Raw genomic sequence first — 12,319 nt, 5'->3', positions numbered from 1 at the left:
CACATTAAGAGTAGCAGCGGTTATTATTATTAAAATGCCGACTACTCATACTGTGCTAGCGGCAGCAACTGGTTTTTATTGCTCATACGTGTGGAGTAACGCTATGATTCAGGTTGAATCGATGCTGGAAGTTGCAGATAATAGCGGTGCAAGACGAGTTCAGTGCATTAAAGTACTGGGTGGCTCTCATCGTCGTTATGCATCAGTTGGCGACATTATTAAAGTAACGGTTAAAGAAGCCATTCCTCGTGGTCGTGTTAAAAAAGGCGACGTGATGAATGCTGTAGTTGTACGTACCAAAAAAGGCGTTCGTCGTCCTGATGGTTCTGTTCTGCGTTTTGACGACAATGCTGCGGTATTGTTGAACCAAAATAAAGCACCGATTGCAACTCGTATTTTTGGACCGGTAACTCGTGAACTACGTGGTGATCAGTTTATGAAAATTGTATCACTAGCACCAGAAGTATTGTGAGGTAATCCATGTCAAAATTACGTAAAGGCGATACAGTTATCGTGATTGCTGGGAAAGACAAAGGCAAGCAAGGTACTGTACAAGCTGTAAAAAATGATCGTATTAAAGTTGAAGGCATTAATATTGTCACTAAACATCAGAAGCCAAATCAGGCGACTGGCGTTGAAGGCGGCATTCTTAAGCAAGAAGCTTTTCTACATATCTCAAATGTCGCAATATTAAATGCGCAAACCCAAAAAGCTGATCGTATTACTTATCAGTTCGGCGAAGACGGCAAGAAACAACGCGTCTATCGTTCGAACGGTGAAGTAGTGGCGACTGCGTAAGACACTAAGGGTGTAATGGTAATGGCAAGATTAAAATCTTTATATAACGAAGAATTAAAGCAGCAAATCAAAGAAGAGCTTGGTTTAGCGAATGTGATGCAAGTGCCTAAAATCACTAAAATCACACTTAACATGGGTGTAGGCGGCGCGTCTCAAGACAAGAAATTGCTTGAAGGTGCAGTAGCTGACATGACCGCTATCGCTGGTCAAAAACCTGTCGTCACCAAAGCGCGTAAATCAGTTGCTGGCTTTAAGATTCGTGAAGAATGGCCAATTGGCTGTAAAGTAACGCTACGCGGTGAGCAAATGTACGAATTTTTAGATCGTCTCATTGCCATTGCAATTCCTCGTATTCGTGATTTCCGCGGTTTTTCACCTAAAGCCTTTGACGGACGTGGTAACTACTCATTGGGTATCAAAGAACAAATTGTATTCCCAGAAGTAGATTTTGACAAGATTGATCGTATCCGCGGTATGGATGTGACGATCACCACGTCAGCTGGTAATGATGAAGAAGGTCGTGCGTTGCTTAAAGCATTCGGCTTCCCATTTAAATAAGGTAAAGACGTTATGGCAAAGAAGAGCATGATCAACCGCGAATTAAAGCGCGAAAAAATGGTTGCTAAGTACGCTGATAAGCGTATCAAGCTAAAAGAAACTATCAGTGATATGACTGCAAGTGACGAAACTCGTATGGAAGCGATGCTAGAGCTACAAGCCCTACCACGCAACTCATCACCAGTACGTCTGCGCAATCGTTGTGCTATCACCGGTCGTCCTCACGGTTACTTCCGCAAGTTTGGCTTATCACGCAATATGCTGCGTGAGCGTGTCATGCAAGGCGATGTGCCTGGTGTTCGTAAAGCAAGCTGGTAAGGGGTAACTATATGAGTATGCAAGATACCGTTGGGGATATGCTAACCCGTATTCGTAACGCACAAATGGCTAACAAAGTATCGGTAGCAATGCCGAGCTCTAAATTACGTAAATCAATTGCTGATTTACTAGTTAGCGAAGGTTATGTGGCGAGCGCTGTTGTTACTGAAGAAGCAAACAACAAAGCAACCCTATCTATCGAATTAAAATACTTCGAAGGCAAAGCTGTCATCGAAACGATTCAACGTTTTAGCCGTCCTGGTTTACGCCAGCATCGCGGTAAAGACGCTATCCCTACTGTTAAGCAAGGTATGGGTGTTGCTATCGTATCAACTAGCCAAGGTATCATGAGTGATCGTGCTGCACGTGCTGCTGGTATCGGTGGTGAAATCGTCGCATTTGTAGCGTAAGCTATACGACGATGAAGTCTATTTGATGGTTGTTAGACCTCTATTGATGATGAATTATTTCAAATTGATAGGTGTCTAACGCGGTCAACTATGCTAAACTAACACGCTTTTTAGCCTGTTAGTTTTTTCGCTAATATAAAGAAGTTAATTTTTTAAGGAATATTCCTATGTCTCGTGTGGCTAAAGCCCCAGTGACACTGCCAAACGGCGTAAGTGTTACTTTGAACGATCGGCAGGTCGAAGTGAAAGGCAAGAACGGCAATTTGTCTTTACGCCTGCATGAATTGGTCGAGCTGAAACAGGAAGATGATGCGATCATTTTCTCACCTACAGTCGATTCAAAAGAAGCTATGATGCACACTGGCACCATGCGCGCTCTGCTAAACAACTATGTTACAGGCGTAAATGAAGGCTTCGAAAGACGTCTTCAGTTAATTGGTGTTGGTTATCGCGCACAAGTTGCTGGTAACAAGGTAACTTTGAACGTTGGTTACTCTCATCCAGTAGAATATACGTTGCCTGAAGGTGTGTCAGCTGAAACCCCAACGCAGACTGAAATTGTTTTGAAATCAAACAATAAACAGCAGCTTGGTCAAGCAGCGGCTAATATCCGTGGTTTCCGCCCACCTGAGCCTTATAAAGGTAAAGGTATTCGTTATAGTGACGAGCATGTGATTCGCAAAGAAGCCAAGAAAAAATAAGGTGAGTTGAAATGTTTGATAAAAAAGCAGCTCGTCTGCGTCGAGCTAAGAAAACCCGCGCGCATATCCGTTTCTTAGGCGTTCATCGCTTAACGGTTACTCGCACGCCAAAACATATTTATGCCCAGATTATCTCTCCTACCGGTGGTGAAGTGATTGCTCAGGCATCTACCTTAGACAGCAGCTTGCGCTCAGGCGCGACCGGCAATGCTGATGCAGCAACGTCTGTGGGCCAAATGATCGCAGAACGCGCAAAAGCAGCTGGTATTACTAAAGTTGCCTTTGACCGTAGTGGTTTTAAATATCATGGTCGAGTTAAAGCTTTAGCAGAAGCAGCTCGCGAAAACGGATTGGAGTTTTAATCATGGCTAGAAATGATAAAAATGATAAAAATGAACAGACTGACGGTCTAGTAGAACGCTTAGTTACCGTTGATCGCGTTGCAAAAGTTGTTAAAGGTGGTCGTATTTTCTCTTTCACTGCGTTAACCGTAGTGGGCGATGGCAATGGTCGTGTTGGTTTTGGTCGCGGTAAAGCACGTGAAGTGCCAGCTGCTATTCAAAAAGCACTAGAAGCTGCCAAACGTAATATGATTACTGTTGAGCTAAATGATGCAACTTTGTATCATCCGATCAAAGCACGTCATGGTGCTAGTAAAGTTTATATGCAGCCTGCATCTGAAGGTACTGGCGTAATCGCTGGTGGCGCAATGCGTGCTGTATTAGAAGTTGCTGGTGTCAAAGATGTTTTGACTAAATGTTATGGTTCTACCAATACTGCTAACGTTGTTCGCGCAACGTTTAACGGTTTACGTGATATGTCAACTCCAGAGAAGATGGCAGCTAAACGTGGTAAATCTGTAGACGAAATCTTGGGTTAACTTAGACTAGGTGAGTTACGATGAAAAAAATGAAAGTCACTCAATTTAAATCGGGTGCCCATCGCCTAAAGAGCCACAAAGCGAGCTTGAAAGGATTGGGTTTACGCCGTATTAATCATACTGTTGAAGTAGAAGATACTCCTTCAACCCGTGGTATGGTCAATCGCGTTAACTACATGGTAAAAGTGGAGGAAGCGTAATGGGTCTTAGATTAAATGAATTATCACCAGGTGTTGGCGCAAAGAAAACTGCCCAACGTCGTGGTCGTGGTATCGGTTCAGGTCTTGGTAAGACTGGTGGTCGTGGTGTAAAAGGTCAGAAATCTCGTTCAGGTTCTAGCATTCGCTCAGGATTTGAAGGTGGTCAAATGCCTTTATACCGCCGTTTACCAAAATTTGGTTTTACCAGTAAAATGGCAATGAAGACTGCTGAAGTACGTCTTTCTGAACTAAATCAAATTGAAGGTGATGTGGTTAGCCTTGAAACACTTAAAGCTGCCAACCTTATCCGTCATGACATGAAGCGTGCTCGTATCATGTTGTCAGGCGAAGTCACTAAGGCTTATACTTTTAAAGGTATCAAAGTGACTAAAGGCGCTAAGCTAGCAATCGAAGCTGCTGGTGGTAGCATCGAGGAGTAGTAACGTGTCAAAACAATCAATGTCATCGGCTGGTATACCGCTCAATCCATTTGCTTTCATACGAAAGTATGATGAATTATGGACGCGTTTGTTATTCTTAATCGGCGCATTGATTGTTTATCGTTTAGGGTCACATATTCCGGTGCCGGGTATTAATCCGGTTAACTTGGCTGATCTGTTTTCGCGCAACGAAAATACCATTTTGAGTATGTTTAACATGTTCTCAGGTGGTGCACTAGAGCGTATGTCCATTATGGCGCTCGGCATTATGCCGTATATCTCAGCATCGATTATTGTACAAATGATGTCTGCGGTATTGCCATCGCTTGAAGCCCTCAAAAAAGAAGGCGAAGCGGGACGACGCAAGCTAAACAAGTACACCCGTCAAGGGACACTTGCTTTAGCGCTAGTACAGTCGTTAGGAATGTGTGCTGGCTTAATCAGTCAAAATCTTACCTTATCTTCTGGCCTGACTTTTTATATTCCAGCCGTTACGTCTTTAGTAGCGGGCGCTATGTTCTTAATGTGGCTTGGTGAGCAGATTACAGAGCGCGGCGTAGGTAATGGTATCTCAATGCTCATTTTTGCGAGTATTGTGGCTGGTACGCCAGGTATGATTTCGCAGTCTATTGAACAGGTCAATCAAGGTCAGATGAACTTGATTGTACTGTTTATTTTTGTGCTATTAGGCATCGCGGTTACTGCTGGTATCGTTTATATTGAACGTGCTCAGCGCCGTGTTCCAGTGAACTATGCACAGAAGCAACAACAAGGTCGCAAAATATATGCTCAGCAGCAATCTCATTTGCCGCTAAAGCTTAATATGGCAGGGGTTATCCCAGCCATTTTTGCCAGCTCGTTATTGTTGTTTCCAGCAAGTTTAGGGCAGTGGGTCGGTCAATCAACTGATCCTACTCTTACACAAAAGATATTACAGAATATGGCCTTGGTGTTGTCTCCAGGACAGCCGCTATATTTGGTTCTGTTTGGCGCGATGATTATTTTCTTCTGTTACTTCTATACGGCATTGGTATTTAGTCCACGTGAAGTAGCTGAAAACCTTAAACGTAGTGGTGCGTATATCCCAGGTATTCGCCCCGGACAACAAACTCAGCGTTATCTCGATCATGTATTAAACCGACTGACCTTTATTGGCGCGATGTATATGACGGTTATTTGTTTAATGCCAATGGTCGTCCAGTCATCGTTTGGTGTACCGTTTCAACTCGGTGGTACGTCTTTACTGATTATGGTGGTTGTGGTAATGGACTTCATTTCGCAAATTCAAGCACATTTGATGACCCATCAATATCATGATCAGACGTTAATTCAATCGCCCACTCAACCTTAAATGAGCGGTACGATATTTCAAGGAGCATGCTATGAAAGTTCAAGCATCAGTTAAAAAGATTTGTGGTAGCTGTAAAGTTGTGCGCCGTAAAGGCCGTGTACATATCATCTGCACAGCAGAACCTCGCCACAAGCAACGTCAAGGTTAATATTTAGTATTGTAAAGTTTTAGACTTTTGTTACTATTTTAATTAACACTTGAAAAATGACGGCGGATGGGATATCATCCGCCACTTGCCGTAGTTTATGCAAAAACTTTTATAAGACCGTCAATGAATAGGCTTGTAACCAAGTCAAAGCAGCGATAATAATTATAAAAGCTTTAGTATTGACAGCAACAAATCTGAAAAATAAAGCCTTATTGATAAATAACGCTTATTTTTCTTTAATGGAGAGAAATCAATGGCTCGTATTGCCGGCGTAAACATTCCGGATAATAAGCATGCTGTTATTTCACTAACTTACATCTTTGGTGTAGGTCGTACCACTGCTCAGAAAATCTTAGAAGCAGTTGGCATTGCCCCTACTACTAAAGTTAGTCAGTTAGATGATACACAGTTAGATGCTATCCGTGCACAAGTTGCAAATTACATGACTGAAGGTGACCTTCGTCGTGAAGTGTCAATGAATATTAAGCGTTTAGTTGATCTTGGTTGTTACCGTGGCATCCGCCATCGTCGTAACCTACCAGTTAGAGGTCAGAATACTAAGAACAACGCTCGTACTCGTAAGGGTCCGACACGCCCTCTCAAAAGATAATTAACTTAGGAAGCTAAAAGATGGCTAAAGACACTCGTAGTCGCAAGAAAGTGACTCGTCGTTCAGTATCGGAGGGCATTGCCCATATCCATGCGTCTTTTAATAACACCATTGTTACGATTACCGATCGTCAAGGTAATGCACTGGCTTGGGCCACTTCAGGTGGACAAGGCTTCCGTGGTTCACGTAAATCTACACCATTTGCAGCGCAGGTTGCAGCTGAAGTCGCTGGTAAAGCGGCTCAAGAATATGGTGTTAAGAATATCGACGTTTTGGTCAAAGGACCAGGACCGGGTCGTGAGTCTGCGGTAAGAGCACTAGGTGCATTGGGTTATAAAGTTAACAGCATCTCTGATGTAACCCCAATCCCACACAATGGTTGCCGTGCGCCGAAAAAGCGCCGCGTCTAATATTAAAGACGAAGCTTTTTATCCCAAAAGCTTATAGGAGACATAACAATGGCCCGTTATATTGGACCAAAACTTAAATTATCACGTCGTGAAGGCACTGACTTAGGTCTTAAGTCTGGCGTTAAACCATACGACGTAAAAACGAAAAAAGCTGGTCGTCCACCAGGTCAACACGGTGTAAGTCGTAACAAGACCTCAGAATATGCTCTACAGTTGCGTGAAAAGCAAAAAGTTAAGCGTATCTATGGTGTATTAGAGCGTCAGTTCGCTAATTACTATAAAGAAGCTGCTCGTAAGCGCGGTGCTACTGGTGAAAACTTGTTAGCTATGCTTGAGAGCCGTCTAGACAACGTGGTATATCGCATGGGCTTCGGCTCAACTCGCGCTGAAGCACGTCAGCTAGTCAGTCATCGTACTGTTATGGTAAAAAAAGCTGGCCGTGATGAGTTTGTTCGTGTGAACATTCCATCAATTCAGCTTCAAGATGGTGATGTCATCGCTATCCAAGAGAAGTCTCGCGAACAGCTACGTATTAAAAACGCTATTGAACTAGCGACACAACGTGGTATTCCAGAATGGCTAGATGTTGATCACAGCAAACTACAGGGCACGTTTAAACAAGCGCCTGATCGTATTGATCTACCTGCTGAAATCAACGAAAGCTTGATCGTTGAGCTATACTCTAAGTAATGACGTACTGCTCGATGTCGTGAAAACGGCATTGAGCAATCAACGTTAATTAAACCAGTTTAATAAATCGAGGTGACATCATGATGCTAAATGCAACTGAGTTTCTAACGCCGAATGCCATTAATGTGGATACGGTTAATGAAACGATTGCGAAAGTCACGCTCGAACCGTTAGAACGCGGCTTTGGGCATACCCTTGGTAATGCCTTACGTCGTATCTTGTTATCTTCATTACCTGGTGCTGCAGTCATTGAAGCTGAGATTGATGGTGTTGACCATGAATACTCAACGCTTGAAGGGCTACAAGAAGATGTACTTGACTTGCTTTTGAACCTAAAAGGCTTGGCTATTACGCTTCATGACCAAAATGAAGTATTTTTGACCTTGGATAAACAAGGTCCAGGCACTATTACTGCTGCAGACATCGCGTTACCGCATAATGTAGACATCGTCAATCCAGAATTGGTGTTGGGTACATTGAGTGATCGTGGTCATCTTAAGATGCGTTTGCGCGTAGTAATGGGTCGTGGATATGAGCCAGCAAACCAGCGCCGTGAAGATGGTGATACCAAAGCAATTGGACGTTTAAAGCTTGATGCAAGTTTTAGTCCTGTGCTTCGTGTTGCTTATCAGGTTGAGAACGCTCGTGTAGAGCAGCGTACTGATCTTGATCGTCTTATCATTGAGCTTGAAACTAATGGCACTATAGATCCAGAAGAAGCAATTCGTAAAGCAGCCACTATTTTACAACAACAGATTTCTATCTTTGTTGACCTAGAAGCTGAAGAAGCGCCTGAGCCTGTGAAAGAGAAAGAAGAGGTTGATCCGGTGCTATTACGCCCTGTGGACGATCTTGAACTAACGGTTCGCTCAGCCAACTGCTTGAAAGCTGAAAACATTTACTATATCGGTGATTTGGTACAACGTTCAGAGACTGAACTTCTAAAAACCCCAAATCTTGGTAAGAAATCATTAACGGAAATCAAAGACGTACTAGCGTCTAAAGATTTAGAGCTCGGTATGCGCCTAGATAACTGGCCACCAGCTGACCTTCGTGTTGATGATCGCTTTTCTTATCGTAGCCGTTAAACTTTAAGGATTTTTGACTATGCGCCATCGTAAGAGTGGAGTCAAGCTGGGTCGTACCGGCAGTCATCGTAAGGCAATGTTTCAGAACATGACTAACTCATTATTTGAGCATGAACTGATCAAAACAACTTTACCAAAAGCAAAAGAGTTACGTCGCGTTGCCGAGCCATTAATCACTATGGCTAAAGAAGACAGCGTTGCTAACCGTCGTTTAGCGTTTAGCCGTATGCGTAGCAAAGCTATGGTAGGCAAACTATTTGGCACGTTAGGTCCTCGTTACCAGACGCGTCCAGGTGGCTATTTGCGTATCGTAAAATGTGGTTACCGTGATGGTGACAATGCGCCAATGGCTTATGTAGAATTGGTTGATCGCGACTAATTTTACAATAAGCAAAAGATGTATATAAAAAAGCTCCAATTGAATTGGAGCTTTTTTTTGTGTCTGATATTTTAGTCTATTACCGCAGTAGTGAATCTACATCAGCGGCACCTTGTCTGATAATTTCAGGTTGGCTACCAGTCATATCAACGATAGTAGTTAGCTTAGTGGTCTTTACACCTGCATTTATCAAAGCGTCAATTTGATTGCCTAATAAATCCTCAATCTCAAAGGGATCATCTAGTATGTCGTCGCGATTGGGTAGAATTAATGAACTGGTTAAGATCGGCTCATCCATGGCTTCTAAAAGCGCCTGAGCAATGGGATTGCTAGGTACCCGGATGCCAATGGTTTTTTTCTTCGCATGTGCTAATTTCTTTGGCACGTCTTTCGTGGCATTGAGGATAAAGGTAATGGGCGAAGGAGTGTGTGCTTTGAGCTGTTTAAATTGTACATTGTCTACTGCGGCATAGTTGGCAATTTCGCTTAAGTCACGGCATAGCAAGGTAAACTGGTGTTTATCATCAAGCTCACGAATTTGTTTAAGCTTATCGAGTGCATCCTTTGCCCCTAAGCGACAACCAAAAGCATAGCTGGTATCGGTAGGGTAGATAATGAGTTGGTCTTTGCGTAACAGATCTGCTACTTGCTCAATAAGACGTGGCTGTGGATTTTCTGGATGAATATAAAATACTTGCATAGCAGTTCCTTATTTTATAATTATGGGTTGTTGAATATGAAGTTTTTGACTAAGTAGACCGTTTTTAGCGGTCACGCTCCTTTCACTAAATTTGCTAAAAAAGTATCACTGCTTCCTTAGTATAGCGCAAAGCCAATATAAGTTTGGTAGCAAGGCGTTACTGTGCGTAGACAATCGTTAACGCAAAAATGCTGCACCTTTAAGCTGATATGTTGCTATTATTCTGGATCAGCTGTAGAGATACTGAGTAATGCGTGTAATAGCGTTTTAGCATCACGTGGCAGTATATTGGGCTCAGCAATATATTGTTGCGCTTGTCGATAGACGTCATTTGCGAATGTACTATCGCTCGTATCGAAGTCAGCGAACAAATTGTCTTGTGACACCTCAAATGACCGTTCGCAAGCAAGAGTGAATAGACACTCTAACGCTTGCGGCTTAATCTCTACGCGTTCAAATGCTTGCTGCTGAGCGGCGGTACGACCATCTGGTGCATACCAGTAGCCAAAGTCAGGCAAACGTCTACGAGCCTCTCCAGCCACACACCAATGGCTTAGTTCATGCAATGCGCTAGCAAAAAATCCATGAGCGAATTCAATTTTTGCGGGTTCGTTATTTTGTGCCGGAAAGTACTCTGGGTCTCCTTGACCACGAACCAATATAACGTTTTGATGAGCGAATAAAGTGTTGAATAATTGGATGAGCCAAGCAGTAGCCGCTTGCTCGTATTTATTAACCAATGATTGAGTATCATCTAAGCCTTTGATAGCAGATAACCTTTGCCATTCGCTTTTTACATCCTCTAAGTCCTGATCTTTTTTAAAGCTCCACGAGTCAGTAGAGGATGTATTAACATTATTGGTTAACGTGGTGAGACGTTGCAACAAGATTTTTGCTTCGAGTGCAGAGAGTAGGTTCGAGAAATCAGGTTTATTATTAAACACATTCATAGGTAAAACACTGGTTAAATAAAAGATAAAAATAAGAACTATCTTTGAATATAAATAGAGGAAATAAAGAGATGAAAATAGAGCGCATATCAAAAAATTTAACATACTAGCGCTAGCGTCGTTCAATGCTTTCCGTTAGTATGGCAGGCAATATTATACACCGTTTTGATGAATGAGGCCGCGCATGTCAAGCACTCCAGAAAGTAAACCGTCAGCAGCTTATGCTGATAATAAAAAAGCGCCTTTATCTACTAGTATGCCTGAATCTATTTCTTTGGATAAATGGGCAGATACTGGTTATGAATGGACAGGCGAGATAGAGCCAAGCGCTTTCAAACGTCTTGCTGCTACCTTAGCCACTGAACATGAACAAGCAAAAATATCGCTCAATGCTAATTTGTATCGCCGCAATAATGTCTTACATTTGGCATTTACATTGACTGGTGAAGTTTGGTTAACGTGTCAACGTTGTTTACAGCCAGTAGCTATCGATTTGTCTGATGATTATAATATTGCGCTACTAGAAGATGAAAGCCAAGCACGTTCAATCAATGATGAACAAGATTATTTATTACTTAATGAAATTATTACTGAGCCTGCACCAGAGCTTTTATTACCGTTTAAAAAATTGGTAGAAGATGAGATATTGCTGAAGACGCCAATGGCACCAAAGCATGACGACTGTGAAATGACGGTAGAGCAATTTGGTGAGATTCCAGAAGAGGAAGAAAGCGAAAATCCTTTTGCTGCTTTAGCCTCACTAAAAGGCAAGTTGTAATCTTATTAAGAGACAAGTCATATATCAATGTACTACTTAATAAGTTTATGATACCTTTCATCAGCTTTCTACCAAAGAGTGAGAAGCAGGGCTTTATTAATCCGCTAAACATGCGTATAATGTCCCGTTTATTGCATTCTAGCAATCTGCTACTGGCAGATAGATGCTGATCTTGCAAACTAACTATAGATTTTAGACGTAATCAACACTTTAATACGTGGCAATCTATTTAACTAATGATGCGTAAGACTTAGGTTGTTGTGATTATATAGCCTCTGTCAGTGTCGATTAAAGCTGAATTTCAAGCTTATCCCCTTTTAAGTATAGGAGCTATATCATGGCCGTTCAAAAAAGTCGTAAAAGTCGTTCTCGTCGTGACATGCGCCGTTCGCATCATCGTATGGAAATCGCTGAGATAAGCGTAGATGCTACCACCGGTGAAAAACATCGTCGTCATCACATGACTAAAGATGGTTTCTACCGTGGTCGCCAGTTGTTTAAAGTTAGTCAAGACGCTTAAGTTGTTGGCTATTCGATAGCTAATTGCAAAAATAATGATAGTACTGGTGACTGTCATTATTCCTGCAACGCTGTTATTAGGTAATATGCTTTGAGCTGAAGAAAGCCAAGTTATTTCGCTATCATATATTATGTGGCTAGATAACTTGGCTTTTTGCTATTGGCTTTTATAGTAGTTATTTGAATAACCTTTTACCTTGAGCCTTTAGAAAATATGAAAATGAACTGATATGTTCTATCATTCTAATTTGAGTGGTATCTTTTACTGTACGTGTTTAGGTCGCATCCGCTATGATAATAGTGTGCGTCAGTGTATAGTTTATCGATAATCCGTTTTTTTAGACAAATACTAAAGCAACGGTTTTATATCGCCTCTAATAATATAATAAAC

21 protein-coding genes are annotated in these 12,319 nt (G+C 42.1%); 19 read left to right on the top strand and 2 right to left on the bottom strand.

Annotated features, from left to right (window positions below):
* Nucleotides 1–103: 103 nt before the first annotated feature.
* From rplN to rplQ, 17 genes are all read left to right on the top strand, one after another.
* Entirely contained in the window at nucleotides 104–472 is a 369-nt protein-coding gene (gene rplN, locus JFC10_RS13530; RefSeq protein WP_010196702.1) for a 50S ribosomal protein L14, read from the top strand.
* An 8-nt stretch (nucleotides 473–480) separates the two neighbouring features.
* The gene (gene rplX, locus JFC10_RS13525) at nucleotides 481–798 is read left to right on the top strand and encodes a 50S ribosomal protein L24 (protein ID WP_011279796.1); all 318 of its coding nucleotides are present in this window, start codon (nucleotides 481–483) and stop codon (nucleotides 796–798) included.
* A 21-nt stretch (nucleotides 799–819) separates the two neighbouring features.
* Complete coding sequence (gene rplE / locus JFC10_RS13520; RefSeq protein WP_068408463.1) at nucleotides 820–1,356, top strand: 50S ribosomal protein L5; 537 nt, start codon at nucleotides 820–822, stop codon at nucleotides 1,354–1,356.
* A 12-nt stretch (nucleotides 1,357–1,368) separates the two neighbouring features.
* Complete coding sequence (gene rpsN, locus JFC10_RS13515) at nucleotides 1,369–1,674, top strand: 30S ribosomal protein S14 (protein WP_021813378.1); 306 nt, start codon at nucleotides 1,369–1,371, stop codon at nucleotides 1,672–1,674.
* Nucleotides 1,675–1,685: 11 nt separating this feature from the next.
* Nucleotides 1,686–2,084 (top strand): 30S ribosomal protein S8, encoded by a 399-nt coding sequence (rpsH, locus tag JFC10_RS13510; RefSeq protein ID WP_193011069.1) that lies wholly within the window; start codon nucleotides 1,686–1,688, stop codon nucleotides 2,082–2,084.
* A 167-nt stretch (nucleotides 2,085–2,251) separates the two neighbouring features.
* Nucleotides 2,252–2,785 carry a 50S ribosomal protein L6 gene (rplF, locus tag JFC10_RS13505; RefSeq protein ID WP_021813380.1) on the top strand — a complete coding sequence of 178 codons (534 nt, stop codon included), beginning with the start codon at nucleotides 2,252–2,254 and terminating at the stop codon, nucleotides 2,783–2,785.
* A gap of 11 nt (nucleotides 2,786–2,796) precedes the next feature.
* On the top strand, nucleotides 2,797–3,147 hold the full coding sequence (gene rplR, locus JFC10_RS13500; RefSeq protein WP_193011070.1) for a 50S ribosomal protein L18: 351 nt from the start codon (nucleotides 2,797–2,799) through the stop codon (nucleotides 3,145–3,147).
* 2 nt (nucleotides 3,148–3,149) lie between these two features.
* Complete coding sequence (gene rpsE / locus JFC10_RS13495; protein ID WP_010196711.1) at nucleotides 3,150–3,665, top strand: 30S ribosomal protein S5; 516 nt, start codon at nucleotides 3,150–3,152, stop codon at nucleotides 3,663–3,665.
* Nucleotides 3,666–3,685: 20 nt separating this feature from the next.
* Nucleotides 3,686–3,865: a 50S ribosomal protein L30 gene (gene rpmD / locus JFC10_RS13490; RefSeq protein WP_010196714.1), complete on the top strand. Its 180-nt coding sequence runs from the start codon at nucleotides 3,686–3,688 to the stop codon at nucleotides 3,863–3,865.
* A complete protein-coding gene (gene rplO, locus JFC10_RS13485; protein ID WP_193011071.1) occupies nucleotides 3,865–4,305 on the top strand; it encodes a 50S ribosomal protein L15 in 441 nt (146 codons plus the stop codon). The genes rpmD and rplO overlap by 1 nt, the downstream gene beginning before the upstream one ends.
* 19 nt (nucleotides 4,306–4,324) lie before the next feature.
* Nucleotides 4,325–5,656: a preprotein translocase subunit SecY gene (gene secY / locus JFC10_RS13480; protein WP_193011088.1), complete on the top strand. Its 1,332-nt coding sequence runs from the start codon at nucleotides 4,325–4,327 to the stop codon at nucleotides 5,654–5,656.
* Nucleotides 5,657–5,687: 31 nt separating this feature from the next.
* Nucleotides 5,688–5,804 carry a 50S ribosomal protein L36 gene (gene rpmJ, locus JFC10_RS13475; protein WP_010196721.1) on the top strand — a complete coding sequence of 39 codons (117 nt, stop codon included), beginning with the start codon at nucleotides 5,688–5,690 and terminating at the stop codon, nucleotides 5,802–5,804.
* A gap of 253 nt (nucleotides 5,805–6,057) precedes the next feature.
* On the top strand, nucleotides 6,058–6,414 hold the full coding sequence (gene rpsM, locus JFC10_RS13470; RefSeq protein WP_021813384.1) for a 30S ribosomal protein S13: 357 nt from the start codon (nucleotides 6,058–6,060) through the stop codon (nucleotides 6,412–6,414).
* A gap of 20 nt (nucleotides 6,415–6,434) precedes the next feature.
* Entirely contained in the window at nucleotides 6,435–6,824 is a 390-nt protein-coding gene (gene rpsK / locus JFC10_RS13465; protein WP_045454458.1) for a 30S ribosomal protein S11, read from the top strand.
* 48 nt (nucleotides 6,825–6,872) lie between these two features.
* A complete protein-coding gene (rpsD, locus tag JFC10_RS13460; protein ID WP_010196731.1) occupies nucleotides 6,873–7,514 on the top strand; it encodes a 30S ribosomal protein S4 in 642 nt (213 codons plus the stop codon).
* Nucleotides 7,515–7,594: 80 nt separating this feature from the next.
* A complete protein-coding gene (locus tag JFC10_RS13455) occupies nucleotides 7,595–8,602 on the top strand; it encodes a DNA-directed RNA polymerase subunit alpha (protein ID WP_045446643.1) in 1,008 nt (335 codons plus the stop codon).
* Between the two features lie 19 nt (nucleotides 8,603–8,621).
* Nucleotides 8,622–8,981 carry a 50S ribosomal protein L17 gene (rplQ, locus tag JFC10_RS13450; protein ID WP_021813387.1) on the top strand — a complete coding sequence of 120 codons (360 nt, stop codon included), beginning with the start codon at nucleotides 8,622–8,624 and terminating at the stop codon, nucleotides 8,979–8,981.
* 79 nt (nucleotides 8,982–9,060) lie between these two features.
* On the opposite strand, the gene JFC10_RS13445 is transcribed toward rplQ, so the two are convergent.
* Nucleotides 9,061–9,681 carry an L-threonylcarbamoyladenylate synthase gene (locus tag JFC10_RS13445; RefSeq protein ID WP_193011072.1) on the bottom strand — a complete coding sequence of 207 codons (621 nt, stop codon included), beginning with the start codon at nucleotides 9,679–9,681 and terminating at the stop codon, nucleotides 9,061–9,063.
* A 218-nt stretch (nucleotides 9,682–9,899) separates the two neighbouring features.
* Nucleotides 9,900–10,631: an elongation factor P hydroxylase gene (locus tag JFC10_RS13440; protein WP_198333336.1), complete on the bottom strand. Its 732-nt coding sequence runs from the start codon at nucleotides 10,629–10,631 to the stop codon at nucleotides 9,900–9,902.
* Between the two features lie 184 nt (nucleotides 10,632–10,815).
* Here JFC10_RS13440 and JFC10_RS13435 point away from each other — a divergent pair, with 184 nt between their 5' ends.
* Both JFC10_RS13435 and rpmF read left to right on the top strand, forming a co-directional pair.
* Complete coding sequence (locus JFC10_RS13435; protein ID WP_198333335.1) at nucleotides 10,816–11,409, top strand: YceD family protein; 594 nt, start codon at nucleotides 10,816–10,818, stop codon at nucleotides 11,407–11,409.
* A 337-nt stretch (nucleotides 11,410–11,746) separates the two neighbouring features.
* Complete coding sequence (rpmF, locus tag JFC10_RS13430) at nucleotides 11,747–11,929, top strand: 50S ribosomal protein L32 (RefSeq protein ID WP_011512869.1); 183 nt, start codon at nucleotides 11,747–11,749, stop codon at nucleotides 11,927–11,929.
* Nucleotides 11,930–12,319 lie beyond the last annotated feature (390 nt).

Origin of the sequence: Psychrobacter aquimaris, from assembly GCF_016107525.1 — a bacterium.
In the GTDB taxonomy this organism is placed as follows: domain Bacteria; phylum Pseudomonadota; class Gammaproteobacteria; order Pseudomonadales; family Moraxellaceae; genus Psychrobacter; species Psychrobacter aquimaris.
This window is presented reverse-complemented; position numbering and strand designations above follow the sequence as displayed.